The sequence below is a fragment of the Streptomyces sp. UW30 genome (genome assembly GCF_008042075.1).
GTDB lineage: Bacteria > Actinomycetota > Actinomycetes > Streptomycetales > Streptomycetaceae > Streptomyces.
Genome location: NZ_RDBN01000074.1, coordinates 1 through 19,609, shown reverse-complemented (window position 1 = coordinate 19,609; position 19,609 = coordinate 1). Strand labels below are relative to the sequence as shown.

General features: G+C 69.1%; 19 protein-coding genes and 4 pseudogenes. 12 read left to right on the top strand and 11 right to left on the bottom strand.

Annotated elements, in window-relative coordinates; translation table 11 throughout:
• The first annotated feature begins 368 nt into the window (after positions 1 to 368).
• Positions 369 to 740, top strand: coding sequence for a hypothetical protein (locus EAO75_RS43910; protein WP_148000736.1), 372 nt, complete (start codon positions 369 to 371; stop codon positions 738 to 740).
• A 281-nt stretch (positions 741 to 1,021) separates the two neighbouring features.
• Here EAO75_RS43910 and EAO75_RS43905 read toward each other — a convergent pair whose 3' ends face one another.
• Positions 1,022 to 1,531 carry a diadenosine tetraphosphate hydrolase gene (locus EAO75_RS43905; RefSeq protein WP_148000735.1) on the bottom strand — a complete coding sequence of 170 codons (510 nt, stop codon included), beginning with the start codon at positions 1,529 to 1,531 and terminating at the stop codon, positions 1,022 to 1,024.
• Between the two features lie 532 nt (positions 1,532 to 2,063).
• Here EAO75_RS43905 and EAO75_RS48825 point away from each other — a divergent pair.
• Positions 2,064 to 2,249, top strand: a pseudogene (locus EAO75_RS48825) (flavodoxin-dependent (E)-4-hydroxy-3-methylbut-2-enyl-diphosphate synthase); the annotation flags it as partial.
• Positions 2,250 to 2,324: 75 nt separating this feature from the next.
• Here EAO75_RS48825 and EAO75_RS43895 read toward each other — a convergent pair.
• Positions 2,325 to 3,116: a hypothetical protein gene (locus EAO75_RS43895; RefSeq protein ID WP_261989696.1), complete on the bottom strand. Its 792-nt coding sequence runs from the start codon at positions 3,114 to 3,116 to the stop codon at positions 2,325 to 2,327.
• Positions 3,117 to 3,245: 129 nt separating this feature from the next.
• Here EAO75_RS43895 and EAO75_RS43890 point away from each other — a divergent pair, with 129 nt between their 5' ends.
• A complete protein-coding gene (locus EAO75_RS43890; protein ID WP_148000733.1) occupies positions 3,246 to 3,479 on the top strand; it encodes a hypothetical protein in 234 nt (77 codons plus the stop codon).
• Between the two features lie 415 nt (positions 3,480 to 3,894).
• Here the strand turns inward: EAO75_RS43890 and EAO75_RS43885 are convergent, their stop codons facing one another.
• Both EAO75_RS43885 and EAO75_RS43880 read right to left on the bottom strand, forming a co-directional pair.
• Positions 3,895 to 4,530 carry an HAD-IA family hydrolase gene (locus EAO75_RS43885; protein ID WP_261989695.1) on the bottom strand — a complete coding sequence of 212 codons (636 nt, stop codon included), beginning with the start codon at positions 4,528 to 4,530 and terminating at the stop codon, positions 3,895 to 3,897.
• Between the two features lie 29 nt (positions 4,531 to 4,559).
• On the bottom strand, positions 4,560 to 5,762 hold the full coding sequence (locus EAO75_RS43880) for an MFS transporter (RefSeq protein WP_148000732.1): 1,203 nt from the start codon (positions 5,760 to 5,762) through the stop codon (positions 4,560 to 4,562).
• 89 nt (positions 5,763 to 5,851) lie between these two features.
• Between EAO75_RS43880 and EAO75_RS43875 the strand changes: the two genes are divergently transcribed.
• Positions 5,852 to 6,613 (top strand): DeoR/GlpR family DNA-binding transcription regulator, encoded by a 762-nt coding sequence (locus EAO75_RS43875; RefSeq protein WP_148000731.1) that lies wholly within the window; start codon positions 5,852 to 5,854, stop codon positions 6,611 to 6,613.
• A gap of 145 nt (positions 6,614 to 6,758) precedes the next feature.
• Here EAO75_RS43875 and EAO75_RS48050 read toward each other — a convergent pair whose 3' ends face one another.
• The 3 genes and pseudogenes from EAO75_RS48050 to EAO75_RS43865 all read right to left on the bottom strand — a co-directional run bounded on the left by EAO75_RS48050 (position 6,759) and on the right by EAO75_RS43865 (position 8,033).
• On the bottom strand, positions 6,759 to 7,052 hold the full coding sequence (locus EAO75_RS48050) for a hypothetical protein (RefSeq protein ID WP_261989694.1): 294 nt from the start codon (positions 7,050 to 7,052) through the stop codon (positions 6,759 to 6,761).
• Positions 7,053 to 7,125: 73 nt separating this feature from the next.
• Positions 7,126 to 7,200: pseudogene (locus EAO75_RS48045) on the bottom strand (hypothetical protein); the annotation flags it as partial.
• 332 nt (positions 7,201 to 7,532) lie between these two features.
• Entirely contained in the window at positions 7,533 to 8,033 is a 501-nt protein-coding gene (locus EAO75_RS43865; RefSeq protein ID WP_148000730.1) for a PaaI family thioesterase, read from the bottom strand.
• Between the two features lie 92 nt (positions 8,034 to 8,125).
• On the opposite strand from EAO75_RS43865, the gene EAO75_RS43860 reads away from it, so the two are divergent.
• From EAO75_RS43860 to EAO75_RS43840, 5 genes are all read left to right on the top strand, one after another.
• The gene (locus tag EAO75_RS43860; protein ID WP_148000729.1) at positions 8,126 to 8,593 is read left to right on the top strand and encodes a winged helix-turn-helix transcriptional regulator; all 468 of its coding nucleotides are present in this window, start codon (positions 8,126 to 8,128) and stop codon (positions 8,591 to 8,593) included.
• 1,113 nt (positions 8,594 to 9,706) lie between these two features.
• The gene (locus EAO75_RS43855; protein WP_148000728.1) at positions 9,707 to 9,925 is read left to right on the top strand and encodes an alpha/beta hydrolase; all 219 of its coding nucleotides are present in this window, start codon (positions 9,707 to 9,709) and stop codon (positions 9,923 to 9,925) included.
• Positions 9,926 to 9,968: 43 nt separating this feature from the next.
• Positions 9,969 to 11,114 (top strand): hypothetical protein, encoded by a 1,146-nt coding sequence (locus EAO75_RS43850; protein WP_261989693.1) that lies wholly within the window; start codon positions 9,969 to 9,971, stop codon positions 11,112 to 11,114.
• Entirely contained in the window at positions 11,111 to 12,289 is a 1,179-nt protein-coding gene (locus EAO75_RS43845) for a hypothetical protein (protein ID WP_148000727.1), read from the top strand. The genes EAO75_RS43850 and EAO75_RS43845 overlap by 4 nt, the downstream gene beginning before the upstream one ends.
• A gap of 296 nt (positions 12,290 to 12,585) precedes the next feature.
• Entirely contained in the window at positions 12,586 to 12,861 is a 276-nt protein-coding gene (locus tag EAO75_RS43840) for an IclR family transcriptional regulator C-terminal domain-containing protein (protein WP_148000726.1), read from the top strand.
• A 450-nt stretch (positions 12,862 to 13,311) separates the two neighbouring features.
• Here the strand turns inward: EAO75_RS43840 and EAO75_RS43835 are convergent, their stop codons facing one another.
• Positions 13,312 to 14,283, bottom strand: a complete 972-nt coding sequence (locus EAO75_RS43835) for a helix-turn-helix domain-containing protein (RefSeq protein ID WP_187284849.1) — start codon at positions 14,281 to 14,283, stop codon at positions 13,312 to 13,314.
• Positions 14,284 to 14,435: 152 nt separating this feature from the next.
• Between EAO75_RS43835 and EAO75_RS43830 the strand changes: the two genes are divergently transcribed.
• Positions 14,436 to 15,641 carry an acyl-CoA dehydrogenase family protein gene (locus EAO75_RS43830; RefSeq protein ID WP_187284848.1) on the top strand — a complete coding sequence of 402 codons (1,206 nt, stop codon included), beginning with the start codon at positions 14,436 to 14,438 and terminating at the stop codon, positions 15,639 to 15,641.
• 359 nt (positions 15,642 to 16,000) lie between these two features.
• Here EAO75_RS43830 and EAO75_RS43825 read toward each other — a convergent pair.
• Positions 16,001 to 16,159, bottom strand: a pseudogene (locus EAO75_RS43825) (IS5/IS1182 family transposase); the annotation flags it as partial.
• Here EAO75_RS43825 and EAO75_RS48040 point away from each other — a divergent pair.
• A pseudogene (locus EAO75_RS48040) lies at positions 16,123 to 16,590 on the top strand (aldehyde dehydrogenase family protein). The pseudogenes EAO75_RS43825 and EAO75_RS48040 sit on opposite strands and share 37 nt — an antisense overlap.
• 348 nt (positions 16,591 to 16,938) lie before the next feature.
• Here the strand turns inward: EAO75_RS48040 and EAO75_RS43815 are convergent.
• Positions 16,939 to 17,409 (bottom strand): hypothetical protein, encoded by a 471-nt coding sequence (locus EAO75_RS43815; RefSeq protein WP_148000723.1) that lies wholly within the window; start codon positions 17,407 to 17,409, stop codon positions 16,939 to 16,941.
• On the opposite strand from EAO75_RS43815, the gene EAO75_RS48820 reads away from it, so the two are divergent.
• Positions 17,369 to 17,746, top strand: coding sequence for a DUF5958 family protein (locus EAO75_RS48820; RefSeq protein ID WP_410092895.1), 378 nt, complete (start codon positions 17,369 to 17,371; stop codon positions 17,744 to 17,746). The genes EAO75_RS43815 and EAO75_RS48820 overlap by 41 nt on opposite strands.
• A 442-nt stretch (positions 17,747 to 18,188) precedes the next feature.
• Here EAO75_RS48820 and EAO75_RS43800 read toward each other — a convergent pair whose 3' ends face one another.
• Complete coding sequence (locus EAO75_RS43800; protein WP_148000722.1) at positions 18,189 to 18,650, bottom strand: hypothetical protein; 462 nt, start codon at positions 18,648 to 18,650, stop codon at positions 18,189 to 18,191.
• Positions 18,651 to 19,609 lie beyond the last annotated feature (959 nt).

The following is a 19,609-nucleotide window of genomic DNA, read 5'->3' as shown; positions in this document are numbered from 1 at the left end:
GAGCATTGCCCGCAACCCCTGACATCTGTCAGGACCGTTCCAGCCCTGCGCTCTCCTAGCCTCTTTTCGCGCACGACGTCCCTGTCATCCCAGCYGCGAGGAGCGCCATGCATCTGCGCACCCGAACGGCGCAAGCTGCCCTGCAGGGACAACAGATACCTGGCCGCACTCACCGCCGGGACCACCTCACAGGACTCCTGCCGGACACACGGCCGCCAGACCCTCACCGACAACGGCTACACCCACGACATCTGGATCGGCTTCGCGGACGGACACAGCAGCACCGTGCACGTCAAAGGCAACCCATCCCGCCCACCTGCCCGCCTCAGCCCAGTGCTGACGACGGCAGCACCAAGAGGAGGACCTTCATGCGACTTGATCTGCGAGTGCGGGCAGCCGCGCTGACCGTCGCCGCCGCGCTGGGGAGCTTGGGCTTGATCACGCCCACGGCCTCCGCGAGCGCCCAGCACGAGTGCACGCTCGAGACGAACGCCTACTACTGCTACAACGTCTACGCCGCGAAGGTCTACAACAACTTCGACGGCACCGGCCAGGTCGTCGGATACATGTACACCACCTACAGCTGGTTCAGTTGCCGGCTCGACAGCGGGGGTTATGTAGGCGGCCCGCACCCGAACCGCTGGCTGATGACGAAAGCAGACAACGGGGTCTGGGGATTCATGAAGGACACGTCCATCAGCTCCGAGACCAATCCCGTGATCCCCTGCTCGCCCAATTGACACCGAGATCTCCCGGCATTCCGCGACGGACGGATCCCGAGTAGAGCAGCACCCGCACACTTCGCCCCCAGCCCGGCTCACGCCCGGAAAGTCGACACCTCGAAGGGGGAAGAACGGCCGCCCTGCTGTCCCGGGAACGAACCAATGTCAGCCGGTCAGGTGAGTGGCCGACGTTAAACACCAAGCTAAGACGAACTCGCACACTGAAGCCCCTGCTTCGGCCGCTCGCATGCGGGTTCCCTCCTCTCGACGCCCTCACCCGGCACGTCCGCTCCATTCCATTACCCGCGCGCTCCCCGCTGGTTGAGTGCGCCCGCCCTCCGCCCCAGCTGGTCCAGTTCGCTGCCGATCGACTCCCGCAGCACATCGTGCTGGGGGCCGAGCCTGAACCGGTCGTCGCTCCACCGGTCACGCGGGTACAGCCACACCGGCTTGCCTACCAGCTCGGCCGGCTCCCACTCGAACCGCGGCCAGACGTGGGCGTGCAGGAGCGGATCCGTGTTGCCGAGGATCTCCAGGTTGACCCGTCGGAAGCCGGGGTCCAGCCGCCGGCAGGCCCGCTCAACGGCCTCCCCCAGTTGATCCATGTCAGCAAGGAACGTCAGCCGCTTGGCCCTCGGCAGGTCGGACAGCCGTTCAACACCCGGTTCGTCCGCAAGGAGAACCGAATACCCGGGCAGGAACTGGACGTCACCGATCACCGCGAAGCCCGCCCCAAGCCGGCGCAGCACGGTCGGGTTCTCACCCCGCAGAGCAGCCCCGATCCGATCCGTCTGCCAGTCATCGCCCATGGACCGACCCTACCCGTGGGCGATCAAGACCTTACCGGCGCGAGAATCCCGTCGGATGGCCGCATACASCTCGACCTTGGACTGTGGCGGCATCGGCGCCCCCTCGCGCGCAAGAGCACCCCGATGCTCCCACCGCAAGGCTCTGGGTGGTGCCAAAACTCGGCGACACCACTCCTTCGAGGTGAAGGGGGCCGTCACAACTCGTCCGCAAACGCGGTAACTTGGCACCGACAGAACTAGAGCAGAGCTCTGTGATGCAGCGCTCGGTCGCATCGTGTTCCGTGACGGCAGTTGAAGTCCCGTGATGGTGCTGTCGACGGAATGCCAGCAGCACGTCGGACCACGGGCCACTGCCGTCCGGTGACAGCCCGCGGAGCTCACCGCGCGTCCTCCCCGCAGATCGCTCGGAGTGCTTGCAGGACTGCGGCATCCATCGCGAGTATGTCGTGTGCCCAGTCCAGCGTCTCCAGCGTGATCTGCTGCGCCCTGTGAAGGCTGAGGTTTCCGGCGCGGTGTACGGGGGCGGCCCGAGCCTTGTCGCCCCGCCACCGAACAAGGCACCACGATCAGGGGCCGTGTCCCAGTGTCGGTGCAGTCGATGACGACGACCCGTACGTCCGACATCGGCGCCGCCTTGCAGCAGATCGCGGAACTGACGGCCTCCGGCTGCCAGATCCGTGTCGCTCCGTCGCAGTCCACGCGCCCCCGGCTGGTGATCACCAACGGTGTCGAACCGGTGCACCACTGCGCGACCAGACCGCCGATACCGGCGCGTGGGCCTCGGCGACAGGGATCAGAAGTGCTCGCCGCGGGAGGGGTGCGTGGGCAGGCCGAGGCCAGTGAGCCATAGGTCGCCGTTGTCACCCGCGCTGATGTCGTGCGCCCGCAGCTCGTCCGGACAGGTGGCTTTGCGCGCTCGGCACTCGGCACTCGGCACTCGGCACTCGGCGATCGTGAGCTCAGCGATCATCCGGGGCCCGTCAGGATCCGTTTCCGGCACTGCGGTACGCCACCACTGATGGTCGGTCAGGGTGTGCCAGCCACGCTCCCGCATCTGGGCCTGACGCTCCGCAGTCTGTTCGCTGCCGCGGTCATGGATGCCGACGGCCAGTTCCCTGCCATGGTCGGCCGGCGTGTACGACACGATCATGTCGCGGCGCCAGTCGCGGGCCGTCCACAGATTGAAGCCGATCCAGTCACCAGGAGCTTGCACGGGATACTGCTCCACCCACGCGGCGAGCATGAGCTCAAGACCCGTGACCGCGTGATCCCAACTACCCGCGATGAAAGTCCCGTTGAACGTCCACGCCGTTGCGTTTCCCGGCCCCTTGCGGTCCAGCTGCCACGTGTAAGGCAGCGCATCGAAGGCGTGTGGCTCCCCCTTGCGCCCGGGGTTCGTGCGGTCGAAGGTCTTCCATTCCTCGGCTACGAACATGTCCGCGTCGTGCACCGACAGTTCGGCATGGGTGTGGTCGCCGGACAACAGCAGGATCCGTTCACGAGTGCACCAGCGCACGCTCGGCCCGCTGACGGATCCTCCCAGCAGGGTGGGCGCGCCAATACGAGCCACGATCGCCTCATACACCGGTCGCAACGCCTCACGGCGAGCGAGGCGACCTGCTCCGTCGGGGTAGGCCAGGACATGGACAGGCTCTGGGGCAAGGGCGCCAGGAGTCGTGAACAGTGTCTCTGCTATCTCCCCAGCCCGAACGGCATGGTCACCAGCGTTCATCATGCGCGCCATCGTTGCAGTCCTGATCTGGTCTCATCCGACTGGCCTGCCGTCGATCCGGCGCCGACCGCGACTCCGTGCTGGACAGCCGAGGCCGATCCCGCCGCCCTCGACGCGTTCGGGCACGACATGGCCCTGGGCAACGCCGGCGGCATGTACTTCTTCATCTGTCGCAGCTGCCCCGACACCCCGTACCCCCACCGCTATGGCTGCTGACCGGTCAGGGTGACGTCGACAGCCGTCGGGCTCGTGCTGATCTGATCGCAGACAGCACGAGGGCGGTCGGCGGTCCCCACGTGACCTCGGTGCAACGGGCTCACGGATGCGGGGCGTACGTGGTGTTCGTCGGCTGGTGCTGGTTCTCGCCGCTCGTTGCCTAGGAAGCGTTCGCTGAACTGCGGTTCTTCCGCTGTCCAGGACAGTGGCACAGCCGCTCGGTCTCACGCGCGTGGCATTTCCCTTGGGTCTTGGCCGGCCGGAGTCGGCGTACCGCATTTCCTGCGGTACGCCGACACGGCTGGGGCTTCGTGCGCTCCGCCGGCGCCCCGGAGGGAGCCTGAGAGGCGCTGATGCGGTTGCCGGTCCGGGGTACCAGGACAGCTGGTCCAGGAGTCAGGTGGTGAGGGATGTGTCATTTCCGCGTGAGTCCTCGAGTCGGCAACCAGGTGTCGATGACGGCTGCCAGCTCGTCGCGATCGGTGAAGAGGTGTCCGTTCATACCCATGGCCTGCGCGGCGCGTACGTTCTCCTCGCGGTCGTCGACGAAGAGGAAGTCGGTCGGGACGGCCCGCATGGCGACGACACAATGATGGAAGGCTGACGGGGCCGGCTTCGCCTCCTTGATCTTCCCGGAGAAGGCGACGTGGTCCAGACGGTGCAGCCAGGGCTGCGCGGCGAGGAACGCGTCCGCGTGGTCCGAGGGAATGTTGGACAGCAGGGCGACCTCGGCGACGTCGAGGAGGGACTGGGCGTAGGCGACCATCCGGTCGTCGACGCATGACCAGCTGTCGATGTCGGTGAGGCGCAGTTCCTCGACGGTGTCGGCGTCGACGGCCAGGGACAGCCGTCGCAGTACGGCGGACCAGTACTCGGGCGCGGACTGCCGACCGGCGTCGTAGGGCGGGCGGCAGGCCCAGTAGGCCGCGGTGAAGGCGTCGGTGGGTGTGTGACAGCGGGCGGCCATCTTTCCCAGGGCGCCCGGGCGTTGGTGGCGGGCGATGACCCCGAAGAGGTCGAACAGCACGATGCTGCGGTCGGTGGACATCATCGTGGGTTCCTCCGGATCCCGAGGGGTGTTCAGCTGCTGCTTGCTGCCATCTCGCTCGTGCGGCCGGAACCGGCGCGCAGGATCCCGGCCGCCACGGCCGTGGTCGCACACAGCAGGATCAGCAGTACGAAGGCATGGTTCAGGGCGACGAGGTGGGTCAGCCAGCCGATGGCGGCGGGGCCGGCAAGCATCCCGACGTAGCCGAGCCCGGCAACGCGGGAGACATTGGCCCCCGCGGCAGAGGGGTCGGCATGCCCGGCCGCGCTGAACAACTGCGGGACACAGCCGGACAGCCCCAGACCGAACAGCGCCCACCCCGCGAACGCGGCCCATATCCACGGGGAGACGGCCACGATCGTCATGCCGACGGCCGCCGTCGCCGCGCCGTATCTCAGGATCGCCATGGACCCGAACCGGGCGACGAGGCGGTCGGCGAGCAGTCTGCCGATGGTCATGGTCGCCGCGAAGGTGCCGTACGCAAACGCGGCAGTGCTCGCGGGTGCGCCGAGGACGTCCTTCAGGTGCAGCGCGCTCCAGTCGTTGGCGGCTCCCTCGCACAGCATGACCATCAGAGCCAGGGCGGCGAGGATCCAGACCCGCCTGCTGGTGCCGCGGCGCCCGGCGGCCGGCGCCTGCCGGGTCTCCCCCGCGGAGCCGGTGTCGGCAGCGGTGGGTGCGGTCGGCAGCAGGGCACGTGCCGACACCACAGCGATCGCGATGCCCAGGGCTCCCATGGCGGCCATGCCCGCGGCCGGGCTCAGGCCGGCGCTCGCGGTCGCCGCTCCGACGAGCGCCGCGAGGACGCCGCCGACCGAGAACGTGGCGTGGAAGGCCGACATGACGGGCCGCCCGTACGCCTTCTCCACGTGCACGGCGTGGGCGTTCATGCTCACGTCCAGGCAACCGTTGCAGAAGCCGAAGGCCAGCAGGGCAGCTGCCAGCGTCCACGGCTCCCGGGGAAGGCCGGGCAGCACCAGGGCCGCGCTGCACAGCACGCCGGTGGCGGGAACGACGATGCGCGCCCCGAGCCTGTCAGTCAGAGACCCGGCCACCTGCATACCGATGAAGGCACCCAACCCCAGCAGCACCAGCAGTCCCCCGAGCGTCGCGTGGCTGATGCCCACGCGCTCCTCGATGGCGGGGATGTTCACCACCCAGGTGCCCATCAGAGTTCCGCACAGACTGAAGTAGACAAAGGTCGCTATTCGTGCGGCTCGAAGCGAATCGTTCATGACGGACACCGTAACGAACACGATGGGCGGTTGAACACTGGCACTTCGCACACATTGAATGTTCGTTTCGTGTGGTGTTCAATCGCGGTATGAGCAACGCAGACCGGCACGGGGTGATCGCGCAGGCCGTCCGAGAGACGGGAAGGATCACGGTCCAGGAACTCGCCGAACTGACCGGCGCCTCCGAGATGACCATCCGGCGTGACCTCGACGCGCTGGCCGCGCAAGGCGTCCTCGAACGCGTCCGCGGCGGGGCGCGCACCCTGCTGCTCAGGGGCGAGGAGCCGCCCTTCGCGCTGCGTGCCCACGAGGCCGTCGACGCCAAGCGACGCATCGCGGCCGAGGTGTCCTCGCTCATCGCCGACGGCGAGACCGTCCTCCTCGACAGCGGCACCACCTGCCTGGAGATCGCCCACCTGCTGCGCCGGCGGCCGGTCACTGTGATGCCCCTGTCCCTGCAGGCCATCCAGGTATTCGGCGAGGGCCCGGGCCCGGCCACGCTGATGGTGCCCGGCGGGCAGCCACGGGCCGCCGAGGGAGCCCTCACCGGCCCCCTCACCCTCGCATCCCTGGCGGCACTGCGCTTCGACACCGCCGTCATGGGCTGCTGCGGCCTCAGCGCAACTCAGGGCCTGACCGCCTACGACCTCGACGACGCGGCCGTGAAGAAGGCCGGCATCGCCTCCACACGCCGCATCATCGTCGCCGCCGACGGCAGCAAGCTCGGCCACACCGCCTACGCCTACGTCGGTCCCTCCACACTCCTGCACACCCTCGTCACCGACACCGCAGCACCCGTCGACGAAGTCACCGCCCTCGAAGGCACCGGCACCGTCGTCAAGGCCGTCTGACAAGACCGTCGGCCATCAGTCGTGAGACTCGGCCACGGGATGTGAGATCCCACAGCCGGTGCGGGATCTCACCGCTGGCGGCACACGCCAGCCGCCCGACCAGCAATCCTTCGGTTGCTTCGCGTCGTGGCCTGGCTGCGTTGCCTCAGGAACGGGGCATTTTCCGACGCGGGGCCTGCGAGGGCGACGGACGTCGATCCCGTGCCGTGGCCCTAGGGCGAACCTCGCTCATGCGGGGCCGCGAGGGAACCCCGCCGACCGACGGCTGCCGGGAGGCTGCGTCGCGGGTCGCTCGCAGGGATGCAAGGAGTTGGAGGCGCTCCGCGTCCGCAGTTCCGGGTTCGGGGGTGAAGACCAGGAGGACCGGACCCGGGTTGCCGGGCAGGGGGTAGGTATCCCAATCCAGGGTGATTCCGCCGACCTCGGGGTGCTGGAACACGCTGGAACAGACTCGTCCCGCGGACGTTCTCCCGAACGTCGTGTCGAGCCCACAACCGCCGGAAGTCGGCACTGCGGATGCTCAGTTCGCCCACGAGTGCCGTGGCACGCGGGTGGTACGGGTCGTCCGCGACTGCGGCTCGCAGCATGGCCACATACATACTGGTGGGCCATGCTCTCCCAGCCCTGGCAGAGCATGCGGGCCGCAGACACACCCTGCTGCGGCGCGAAATCCCCTCCGCCTCATGCCCCTCGCGCACTGCGTACGGCAGGGTGCACTGACCACCGGCGCACCCGTCCCTGCCCAGAGCAATTCCGGCGACCGGGCGGCTTCGGCGGGCCGCTCGGCTGACGCTGAATCGCCTATCAGCTGATCGTTAGCAGATTTGTCAAAGGCGTAGATGCGTCGATGCGTAACCCAACGCCCCACGTGCTGTCTCTGCGTGGCAGGCGGACCGGCCGGCCTGCCCGTGTCCGCCCCTCAGGTCGTGGAGGTGGGCACCGCGAACAGCATGCAACTGCTGGTGGCGTGAGCCAGCAGGCGCTCCTGCGCGTCGATCAGCCTGGCCTCGGCGAGTGCGGTCTGGCGGCCTCGGCTGACAACCGTTCCAATGGCCCGGACCCTGCCCGTATCCGCGGTGATCCGCTTGAGGAACTTCACGGTCAGGTCGAGCGAGGTGTACCCCATGCCGGGCGGAAGCGTGGACTGCACGGCACACCCTGCCGCCGAGTCGAGCAGCGTGGCGTAGACGCCGCCGTGCACGCTGCCGATCGGGTTGTAGTGCTCCTCGCCCGGCGTGATCGCGAACACCACCCTGCCCTCGTTCACCTCGTCGAGGGTGAAGTCGAGGGTCGCCGTGATCGGTGGCCCGGGCAGGCGCCCGGCCTGTATTGCGCGCAGGAAGTCCAGGCCGGAGGTGCTCCCCACGGCAGCGGCGGTGATCGAGGGGTCCTCCCACTCGTACGTACGTGCCCGTCCCATGTCCTGACGTCCTCCCAGCTGACTTCGTTGATTGAAGCTAGCTTGCCGCTTCCCTGACTGTCAAAGGAGAAGCCAGCGCTTAGCATGGTGAGATGGAGTGGCTTGAGGTCAGCACGGAAAACTGTCCCGTCCAGCGCACCCTCGATCTGGTCGGAGAAAAGTGGACGCTGCTGATCCTGCGGGACGCCGCCAACGGCGTGCGCCGGTTCGACGACTTCCGACGCCACATCGGCCTGTCGGAGGCCGTCCTGAGCGACCGGCTCCGGAAGCTGACCGCGGCCGGCATCCTGACGACCGTTCCCTACCAGGAGCCGGGCAGCCGCTCCCGCAACGAGTACCGGCTGACCCGCAAAGGGTGGGACCTGTGGCCCGTGCTCGTCGCTCTGCGCCAGTGGGGCGATATGTACGCCCCGGATCCCGAAGGCCCGGTCCTCGACATGCGCCACGCCCAGTGCGCGGCACCGATCCGCGTCGTCGTCGAGTGCGCCGAGGAGCATGTCGCCCTGACCCCCAAGGAGGTCACTGCCCGGCCGGGCCCCGGCGCACGCCGTCCAGCGTGAGACCCCTCGCGCAGTGGCGCGTCTACAACCCGTTTCGTCCGGCTGTTTGTCCGGCTGTTTCATAGGCGCCGACCAGCCAGGAAGCGGCAGCGGCAGACGGGCGGGTCCTGCACTGCGGACTCACGGCTCGCGACAGGCCGCTGCGCGCGCGGGTCGCGGCCCCCGCACATCACGTGGAGTACCGAGGGGCCTCATCCAGGGGCGAGCGGCGGAGAGCTCGCCGGCGACTACACACAGAGCGCAGCGACTCCGGCCCGTCCGGCCGCTGCGCTGCACCAAGCGGCAAAGAGGCAAGAGCCAGGTCCACCCCAACACCGTCCTCGCCCAGTTCGCAGGGACCAAAGCACGCCGCAACGGAAACCGCCCCCGACACCACCACCCACGCCAACGCCAACGCCAACGCCATCAGCCTCACCCCCGACGTCCGACTACGCCTCATCCGTACCGGCCGGGACGGCTTTCCGGGCCGGGACAGCACGGTCTCGCAGCGCTCGGCCTGCCCGCGTTCTGCGTAGTCCCACACGACGCCGCCGGTGCGGACCGGCTGCGGGAACGGGAGTTGGGGCGTGCGCAGCCTGGCGTTCTCGGCGAGGTGCAGAATGTGGGGGCGTTCGCCCTGATGGGCCAGTAGTTGTTGGCTGTGGGTGAGGATGGCGAAGGTCTGCCGCAGCGCGCAGGAACGGGCGAGCCCATACCGGGACCGGGTGGGTGGCGCAGCCGTCGGTGTAGCGGGCCGGGACGTGGAAGGCGAGGGCGGCCACCTCTGGGCCGATGCCTTCGGTGCGGACGGTGAGGAGCTGCTGGAAAGACGCGCGGGTGAACAGCGTGATGACCAGGGCGACGGCCGGTGCGGGGATGCGCGGTTGCAACACCCCCGCATACACCACTCCACGTCAGTGACCTCGCCCTTCCTCAACGCCCGGCCAGCGAGAACTTCCCGACCTGACATGCCGTCACTGACACCCACCCACCCACTGACACCGAACCGGTACATCGCACAAAGGCGCTTCGACCGGAACACTCCCCGGACTCCCGTCCGGCTACGGCCGGCACCCGCCTCGACCGTGTGGCCGCCGCGTACCTGTCTGCGGGGATGACGCCCGCCTGTGACTTTTGAGCCCTCCATGGCGTGTTACCGCTGGTGCCCGGCAAAGGCCCCGTACGAGGCTGCCGCGCACAAGGCGGACCAACTGGGGCGGCAAGACCGCGGTGGAACTGACGCACACAAGCCAGGATCACGGCACGAACGGCCACGGCACCTGCGTGACGCCCGCCGCGGACCACCACCTGCTGAACGGCAAGATCCCCATGGAAGGGGCGGGCTGCTCCTGACGGACGACGGGGAATACACTCCTGCGCCGGAGGGGATCACGGGGTGAGTGAGACAGACGAGGCGCCCGCGGCGCCCGCTCGGCTGCGCCGAGCGCTGCCGCACAGCAGGCGCGGCCGGTTGTTGCTGATATCCGCGCTGGCGCTCGCGCTTGCGGGCACCGGGCTCGGCACGTGGGCGGCGGACACCTGGCCGTGGCCGAAGGACCGCTACTGCTGGGGCGCATGGGAGAAGGACAGCGGCCCTGACTTCCTCGGCGACGAGGCCTTCGGCGACGATGACGACGGCTCACGCACCAGCAAAGAGACGGCACCCACCCGCGAACGCCCGACCGGCAGGTGCGAAGTCGCCATCGCCAGCGACTACAAGAGCAGTTACGACGGCGACAAGGTCACCACCGACCAGCAGGTGACCGTCGAGTACGGCCCGGTCCCAAAGGCCGCGGAGGCAAGGCTCGCGATGGTCCAGGACGGTTTCCTGGGCGGCGACATGGCCCCGCTCCCGGACGGCCTGCCGGGCACGGTGAACGGGCGCCGTGGCCTGTTGGTGCTCCCGAAGTCCTGCGATACGCAGGACGGCCGGCCGACCGTCGTCACCATGGAAGCGTCTGGCACGTACACCAGCGGCCCCTCGTACACCCAGAACGATCCGGCCGATCTGGGCGGCGCCTGGGAGGCTGCGGTGCTGCTCGTCGCGGCGGCCAACCGTGGGATGGCGGCGGCCGGTTGCGCGCCGGACGAGCCGCTGAAGGTCAGCTCGCCGCTCTACGACCTGCCGGGCAGGCAGGAGCGCCTCTTCAGCACCTCTGCCGACGTCTGCGGCATCCGCGGCCTGCACCTCGACACAAAGGACATCGAGGACCAGACCGGCGCGGTCACCCGCGACCTGCAGACGTGCAGCGTCCGTGGCGATCGCGACGGCGTGCCGTACCTGGAGCTGGCGATGGTCGCACACCCCCGGCTGGCCGCGGTGTTCGACGGCATCGCGGGGAGACGCCCCGCGGCCCGCGGCTGGCGCGGCACGGGCACCATCGGCGACAAGCACGCGATCGTACGAGCCGACTGCGCCGGCCGGCCCGCCACCTTCCTGATGGGCGCCTCCACCGACCCCGGCCACCTCGCCGCCTTCGCCAACGCGGCCGCGGCCCGCCTGGGCTGCGCCCCCATCGCCCCCGAGGGAGCCACCCGGTGAGCAGCACCGCGGACGAGCCGAACCGCTACGACCAGCCCCTGCCCGCCGATCGGGAGCTGCTCAGCGAGCGGCGCCAGCGGCGCCTGCGCCGGTGGCACTGGCGCAGACTGATGCGCGGCCGGGTCCGGCCGCTGCTGGCCGCAGGTCTCGCCGGGGTGCTGCTCGGCGTCGGCGGCACGGCCTGGCAGACGCAGGCCGGGCCGTTCGCACCGGACGAGGTGTGCTGGGGCGCACTGTCCCGCAATGACCTCGCCGCGACGTTCCGCGAGCCGGAGGACGTCAAGGCAGTCGAGGCGCCCGTGCTGCACGGTGAGCGCTCCATGGACGGCCCCAAGGGCAGTTGCCAGTTGACGAACAGCGACGGCGACGAATGGGCGCTCACCGCCCGGGTGCACCGCCTCGACGACCGGGCCGGCGACGACGGCAAGTGGGCTGATGAGTTCCTCTCCGCCCGTCTCACCCCGCTCGGCGGCGGCCTGCTGGGCATGGCCTCGGACAACCGCGCCTGGCTCGCCATCCCGGACGGCTGCCTGGGCCGCCCCGGCGACTTCGACGGGCCGACCGTCGTGGACATCGCCCTGGGCAGCTGGATCACCGACATGGAGCCGCGCACCAAGGAGCGGGACGCGATGGCCCGCATGGTCGTGAAGCTCGTCAACAAGGTCAGCGCGGACCTGGGCTGCGCCGGCACGATCGCCGACCCGGTCGAACGCCTGCCCGAGGCCGCCCGCTACACCCGCACCGAGAAACCGGACGCGCTCTGCGGCATCAAGGGACTCACCCTGGGCAAGAAACGCAAACCGGACCAGTACCCCATGATCACCGACGGACACGGCCCGGTGCGCACCTGCGACCGGGACATCACCGGCTCCCAGTGGGAGCAGCGCCTGATGACCGTCGAGGACCCGCGGCTGGCCGCGATCTTCACGGGGATGACGCTGGACGAGGGCGACCGGGTGCGCTCCGCCACCGGATACGGCGGCCTCGGCCCCAACCTCGGCGTCTTCCGCGCCCGTTGCCAGGCGGGCCCGACGGTGTTCCTCGTACAGGCCAACGAGGGCGGGATGAGCGCAGACATGCGCACCCTCTTCCCCCGCTACGTCGAGGCCGAGGCCGCCCGCCTCGGCTGCGGCCCGCTGAAACTGACACTGCCACGGCCGGGCCACAGCCGCTGACTCCCCGCCCGGCCGCCATGCCGCAACTCGCACCGCAGACCCCGTCGGCAATAGCAAGGGCCAGGCGGGGGCGGGGGCGCTTCACCGTGCAAGCCGTTCCGCAGCCGCACTGAGTACGCCATGGCAACTCCGATGGTCGCAGCCCGCAGCCGGCTGGCACGGGCCCTGGCACCCCACCGCGGAACCCGCCCGAGCTGATGATTCCTCAACACACTGCCGGGGCCGCGGGTGCGGCGCTACCGTCCAAGTACACCTACCAGGCGGTCTTGCGTAAGTATCCGCCGCGATGAGGGCATATCGGCTGGTGGGAGGGGCTGCCGTGCACGGCCATCCGCCGCGACCGGTACGCAGTCTTCTCCCGCCCTCAATGGGACACCCTGATGACCGGCGTCGCCGCGCCCGTCCTCGACCGGCACCAGACCGTCATCGCCGCCCTCTCGGTCATCACCCCGTCCGAGCAAAGCCAACCCGCCGCACACATCCCCGCCGTGATCGCCGTGGCACGCGCCATCACCCGCGCCATAGCCACCGAAACCGTGGGCGACACCGGCACCCTCACCGGACCCCTGTGACGTCCAGAGAACTTGCGTAGAGAGTGCTGCATATCGCTCAAGACGGCTGTTGGTGCAGCAGCATCGAAACCTCTTCGCACTGTGCCGGCCTGAGGGCGCCGCTGCTGTACTCCAGCTGTAGATCGCGAACTTCATGCTTGAGTGGCTTGTCGCTGGTAGTGGCTGGCCTGGGAGTCCGCGACGTGCCCGGCAGGCCGTCCGGTGCGGTGCGGCTTGATAGCGCCTCTGTGTGTCGAGCGGCCTGAGCGAGGTGGGTCCATTGATCGCGTTTCATGATCCGGCAGACCAAGTTGGGCAGGCGGCGTTTGAGGGGCCTGCGGCCTCCGCTGGCGTTTGCCTTCCGCGATCTTTCGCAGGCAGTCGTCCTGTCCGCGTCCACCATCGCGGATCTGACAGGTGGCGATGACGTGCAGCACGGAGTTCAGTGCCCGGTTGCTGCCAGTGCTTCGGTCACCCTGTCGCCGAGGGGCGCTGTCCATACGTGCCACGGTAGGCGCGGCGGAAGTGGCTGGAGTCGGCGAACTGCCAGCGTGCCGCGACATCGGCCACGGTGTACGGGCTGCCTGGACGGTCGAGTTCGCGGCGGGCGCCTTCGAGGCGGCGGCGTCGCACATAGGCCATGACGGTCTCGCCGTCGGCGAAGGCACGATGGAGGGTGCGGACGGAGACGTTCAGCGCCCGGGCGATGGTGGCCGGAGCCAGGTCCGGGTCCCTCAGCCGGCTGTCGGCGTATGCGGTGGCCGCGGCCCGCAGTGACTGTGGTGGGAGCGCAACGGGTGCGTGTGTCCGGATGAGTCCGGTCAGCAGCATGGCCATCGCCTCGCCGGCCGCCTGCGTCGCCTCCGGGCCGAGCTGCTCCGCGAGGGACCAGGCGGCATCGAGATGGGCGAGAAGCAGCCGGGACTCCGGGGCCGCGGCTGGGGCGACGGTCAGGGCCGGCAGCCGGGTTCGGTACAGATGCTGGAGCAGGCCGGCCCTGGGCAGGATGAGCACGCTGCAGTCGGTCGGTGCCGTGTACGCGAACTGCCAAGAGGTGTGCAGGTCGCGAATGCAGAGAGCGCCCGGGCCCAGGTCGGCTCGCCGACCGGTGTCCTCGATGCGCAGACTTCCGCTCCTGATGACGTGGACAGCGACGAGGTCGGCCCGGCCGTCGGTTTCCCCGCTGCCCGAGGTGCCCTCTATGGGGTCGCTGAACTGCCGGCTGACGGCAACCTCGCCGACCAACCGGCGTTCCACACGCGTGCGGTGGACGCCGCGTGTCCGGTCTGGGGGAAGGCGCAGCAGGCGCACATGAGAGAGGTGGCCGAGCCGGCGTTGCCACTGCTCGTGCAGGAGGTCCTGCCGGTTGGGATGACGCAGTGGAACGTCGATGGACGTCCGCTGCCGCCACCCCGGCACATCGATCGCCTGCGACTGTGTCACGCGTGTCCCCCCCCTCGTGGCACCGATGTCCTTTCGGCGCCTGCCTCGCACTTCCTATTCTGACGCCGACACCACGAGCCTCTTTCGGCCATCACCGGCCGACCACGGCGTCGTGTCCGTCACCGATCCCCGTACCGGAGTGGAGCCCTGCCGTGAACCTGTCCCCGTCCGCCCCCTCGTCGTCCGACGAGGCCGGTGTCCGCGCCGAGTTGACGGAAGCAGCCGCAAAACTCGTACCCATCCTCGCCGGGCAGGCCGAGGAGAGCGAGCGGCTGCGCCGCGTGTCGGACGACGCGGCCCGTGCCCTGCGCGAGGCTGGGATGCTCCGCCTCGGCACCCCGCGCGCCTTCGGCGGCTTCGGAGCCGGGGTACGTACCAGCATGGAAGTGACCGCCGAACTGGCCCGTGGCGACGCCTCCGCCGGCTGGATCGCGAACATCTACACCGGGGGCGGTCTCATCGCCTCGATGATGGACGACCGGGCCCGTGACGAGGTCTGGGGCCAGGACCGCGACGCCGCGGTCGCCGCGGCGCTCACCCCGTCGGGCTCCGCGGTCGTCGCCGAGGGCGGCGATCTCGTCATATCGGGCCGGTGGGGCTGGGCCTCGGGTATCCATCATGCGCGATGGATTGCTCTGGCGATCGCCCCGAGCGCCGCCGACCAGCCGCCGTCGATCGCCCTGGTGCCAGCCGAGGACGTCACGGTCGAGGACACCTGGCACGTGGCGGGCATGGCCGGCACCGGCAGCAACACCGTCGTCGCTGACCGAGTGTCCGTGCCGGCCCACCGGACGCTCAACATGGGCGGCGTCCTGGCCGGCGCGTACGCCACCCGTCACGAAGGCGAGCCCCGGAACGCCGTGGCGGTCGCCTCGATGCTCGCCCTCGCCGTCGTCGCCCCCATGCTCGGCATGGCCCGGGCCGCCCTGGACCTGACCCTCGCGACCGCGGCCCGCAAGCCCATGTCCCTGACGGTCTACGAGCGCCTCGCCGACTCACCGAGCGTCCAGCTCGCCGTCGCCGACGCCGCTTCCCTCGTCGACACCGCCCAGTTGCACGCCTACCGGGCTGCCGACGACCTCGACCACGCCGCCGCCGAGACCCGGCAGCTGACGGTCGCGGAGCGCGCCCGGATCCGTATGGACACCGCGGTCGCCGCGACTCGCAGCCGCGAAGCCGTGGACCGCCTGGTCTCCGTGTCCGGCGCGAGCACCTTCGCCCTGTCCAACCCACTCCAGCGGATCTGGCGCGACCTGGGCACCGCCTCACGCCATGGCGTCGTCAACCCCGATCTCGGCCGGGAGATCTACGGCCGCAGCCTGCTCGGCATCGCCGAACAGCCCACTTTCATCATCTGACCTCTTGCCATGGGGTGAGCGGCCGACGGCAGGGGCTGACAGGCCGCTCACCCCAGGGAGTTGTGCCTCCCTGGCGCGTCCGAGGGAGGTGCTTCCCGGTTGCATCGAGGGGCGCGAGCGCGACATGTCCGAGGGGCACTTCGGCGCAGGTCCAGCAGCTCGGCCCCGCAAAGACGCATCTGCTCCTCGTTGTCGGCGAATGCCGGCAACCACGGCCAAGGCTGGCCATCACTTCATGGGGTGCGGGATCGTCCCCTTCGCCTKGCTGCTGGCGGGCCGTTGGCTACGGGGGCTTCCGGCTCCGTCGTACGGCTCGTCGTTCCGTCTGCGCCCCCTGGTCCGGCCGTCTCGTCGGCCGCGTCGGACCCCGGCTGCCACCGGATCCGCAGGCGCCAGAAGCCATGCAGCMAGGCGAAGGTTTGCTCGACCACCCATCGGTAGGTTCCCCGCCCGGTGCCGTGCCGGGTGCCGCGGCGAGCGATTGCGGGCACGATGCCGCGGGCGCGGACCTGGTCGCGGGAACAGCCGACACGAGCGCACCGGCACCTACTCCCCCAAAAAAAGCCCTCCGACGCCGGCCTCGCCCGGCCTGGAGACATTTCCTCTGCCGCCGGCCCACACCGACGTCAGCAGCGACATGCGCATCGCACGTGAGGACGTCTTCGGCCCGGTCCTGACGGTCACCCGCTTCAACGACGAGGACCACGCCGTTCAACTCGCCAACGACTCCGACTACGGCCTGACGGCCTGAGTATGGACCACCGACCTGGGCCGCGCCCACCGCCTCGCCGCCCAGCTGGAGGTCGGCACCATCTTCGTCAATGGCTGGCAGGGAAGCGTGGTCGAAGGCACCTTCGGCGGCTACAAGGACAGCGGTTACGGCCGAGAGAAGGGCCTGGAAGCCCTTCACCACTACACACAGACCAAGTTCGTCGTCATCACCCGCTGAACGCCGCACCGGCAACGAACGGCAGGAATGGAATGCGCGCCCGGCGTTCGCCAGGCTCCTTGGTTCCCGCAGTCGACGAGCCCGCTCTCGTCCTTCACCTGATGGAGGCGGAGGCAACGCTCGGGCAGCGATGCCTGCGTTGAGGCTGGCGACGATCTCGACGAGCGGCGTCTTGGGGCGGGGTCAGGCCGCAGCATGGAGCATCGGACGCAGGCGTGTTCGTGGATGCAAGGCGCGGTATGAACACGCCCGTGCCGACACCCCACAGGCCCGCCACCGCAGTGATCCAGAACATCTCCACTGGACGGAGCTGAGTTTCAGCCCGTCCGACGGACGGCCCAGCTTCGATTAGGTCCCGGTCGTCTTGCGGCACTCGCCGGTGATGCTCGGCTCGTCCAGTCTGTTGATCAGCTTGGTACGTCGCCCGTCGAGTTGGCTGTCCCTGTCGGCGTCCGCGGGATTGCCGTAGTCCCCGTCAAGCTGGGTGCCGCGCAGGTCACCCAGTTCAAGGGTGACCGAGGCGAGTTCGGCGGCTCGGTTGAACGCCGTGGCGAGAGGTTGCCAGGTGTCATCGAGGCGGGCGGCCTGGGCTGCCTTGTCGGCTGCCTTCTCCATGAGCGGAAGGACCCTGTCTCGGGACTCCTGCCGAGCCGCGGCATCGATCAGCGGATCACCAGGGACCTCGGGGAACTCCATCGCGCAGGCTTCCCGGGCCAGTTGGAATGCCGAGCCCTTGTCGTCACCAGCSCAGGCTGCGAGCGCTGACACCGCGATCACAATGACCGAGCCCAGCCCAATGAGGCGTTTGAGTCTGCTCATGTTCCCCTCCCGATTGTGCGGGGTCATTCTGCACCGAGGTCGACGGCGACCTCCGGGCGGGGGACTAGGTCCGCGAAACACAAGCCGGGCACAGCCCAAGGACGGGAACTCGCCCAAGGGCTGCGCCCGATGTCACCAGGCATGGACTGCTTCGACGGGCTCAGCCCGGAGGAGCAGACCGAGACGCTGTTGTTCCTCCGCCATCGATGAACGCCGCAAGGCGTTCCGGCTGCTGATCGCGGTATTGGCGATCGCTGACGAACGGCGCCGCGAGCGCTTCTGCTCCGGCGGATGCGGTCACTGGTGGCACAGGCTGTCCGCCGTAGATCCCACCTGATCGATCAGACCAGGCAGGTCACAAGGCGATGGGGTCATTCTTCTTGTCAGGGTGTGCTGCTGAACGTAGCGGTCGGCCGGGTCGGTGCGCTGGTCGTGATCGAACTCGAAGGTGGCTTCAGCAGCGCTGAGGGTGTCCAGGCAGCGTGGCTGGGTCGGTGCGRTGACAGGGGCGAAGCGATCGGCTGGACATGGAAGCTTCAACGGCCTGCTGCGCCAGTCCTTCCCCGAGGCACCAGCCTCTCCCCTGCACACGCGCGAAGACCTGTATGCCATCGCCACCAAAGTCGCAGGCCGCCCACGCAAAACGCTCGGCTGGGRKMYCCCAGCCGAGCGTCTGTCCAAGCTGCTCGCGGCCTGATCAACTCACCGCGGTGTTGCAACGACCCTGGAGTTCGCGTTCACCGTAACGGAACCCCTCGTTGGTCGCGGTCCAGCGGCTGCTAGCAGGACCGGGTCTCCGGGAGCACGTCGTCCGGGTAGTCGACGTAGTAACTGGCCATCCAGCCCTCGAAGTTGGGCAGGATGATATAGACCCAGTAAGGGTTGCCGCCCACTGTCTGGCTGCCAATCTTCTGGCACCAGACCTCGAAGGAGACGCCCGGGTTCACCTGCCCCCGGATGTTCGGGCAGTTGGCCGTGGACGGCGACATGCCACAGGTGGTGAGGTTGCTGTTGTTGTGGCGTACGTTCACATTCGTGGCCCAGGTGCTGAAGGCGCGCTTGACGGAGACATCGCCTTCGCCCTTGCCTGCGACCGCGGGCCGGGAGCCGGACGTCACGGTGTCGGCGGCTCCCGCAGGGACGGCAGCGGCCGCGGTCTCCATTTGACCGGCGTCGGCAAGCGGTGCCACCGCGAACACCGCCGCCAACGCCATCAACACGCCGAGAAAAGCCTTACGCATCTCAACTCCTTATCGAAGGGACTACCTGATCCAGCCCCGCCGCTCCTGACGAGCGCCCTGTACGGCCAGCCAGGCGGCTGCGGGCAGCAGCAGACGGCGACATGTCAGCAGTCCGGGACGTTGCCGACCCCGCTGGGGGCGTCCTACCGCTGGCAACACACCCACATGAGTTAGACCGTTACCGATGGCGGGCCAGCCATGTGTCTAGCAAAACGCCCGGCAAGCCCCCTGCAGTGAACAGGGCCAGCAATCCGCTCTCCTGGAAAGCGGCTCGCACCATTCGGGTGCCCGGATCCATCGCACTCCTCGCGACCGGAACGACAGAGGCCTCGTCCGCGCAAGACTAGAAAAGCGCGCGCTGGCTTCCGCCCGATCACCGCTCCACACGAAAGGGAGGGCCCAGCTTTACGGGAAACCCGGTGTACCACCGCAGCAGGCAACCGTCACACTCTGGTCGGCGCCGGCGAGCGGCGCCACCGCGAACACAACCGCCACTGCCACAAACAAACCCAGTACGGCTTTGCGCATTGTCTCCTCCTGTGTCGAGCCGGATCCGACGCCGCTGGAAGCGGTCACCACGAGCTGCTCTACGACACTAGGTTCCGCAGAACCGCGGCGCTCCTGACACCTGTCAGGAGCGCTGGCCGACAGCGTGTTCCCTCACTGCCGACGGCCGGCGAGTCCAGTCGCGACCCAGGCAGCCACGCATGCGCGCACAGCCACTGCCGATCCGCTCGCCGGCGCCGACCAGAGTGTGACGGTTGCCTGCTGCGGTGGTACACCGGGTTTCCCGTAAAGCTGGGCCCTCCCTTTCGTGTGGAGCGGTGATCGGGCGGAAGCCAGCGCCTCGCCGGCGCCGACCAGAGTGTGACGGTTGCCTGCTGCGGTGGTACACCGGGTTTCCCGTAAAGCTGGGCCCTCCCTTTCGTGTGGAGCGGTGATCGGGCGGAAGCCAGCGC

Coding starts and splice junctions, on each gene's coding strand:
- EAO75_RS43910 (WP_148000736.1), top strand. CDS start 369: ATGCGACTTGATCTGCGAGTGCGGGCAGCCGCGCTGACCGTCGCCGCC.
- EAO75_RS43905 (WP_148000735.1), bottom strand. CDS start 1,531: ATGGGCGATGACTGGCAGACGGATCGGATCGGGGCTGCTCTGCGGGGT.
- EAO75_RS43890 (WP_148000733.1), top strand. CDS start 3,246: ATGGTCACCAGCGTTCATCATGCGCGCCATCGTTGCAGTCCTGATCTG.
- EAO75_RS43885 (WP_261989695.1), bottom strand. CDS start 4,530: ATGATGTCCACCGACCGCAGCATCGTGCTGTTCGACCTCTTCGGGGTC.
- EAO75_RS43880 (WP_148000732.1), bottom strand. CDS start 5,762: ATGAACGATTCGCTTCGAGCCGCACGAATAGCGACCTTTGTCTACTTC.
- EAO75_RS43875 (WP_148000731.1), top strand. CDS start 5,852: ATGAGCAACGCAGACCGGCACGGGGTGATCGCGCAGGCCGTCCGAGAG.
- EAO75_RS43865 (WP_148000730.1), bottom strand. CDS start 8,033: ATGGGACGGGCACGTACGTACGAGTGGGAGGACCCCTCGATCACCGCC.
- EAO75_RS43860 (WP_148000729.1), top strand. CDS start 8,126: ATGGAGTGGCTTGAGGTCAGCACGGAAAACTGTCCCGTCCAGCGCACC.
- EAO75_RS48820 (WP_410092895.1), top strand. CDS start 17,369: ATGACCGAGCCCAGCCCAATGAGGCGTTTGAGTCTGCTCATGTTCCCC.
- EAO75_RS43800 (WP_148000722.1), bottom strand. CDS start 18,650: ATGCGTAAGGCTTTTCTCGGCGTGTTGATGGCGTTGGCGGCGGTGTTC.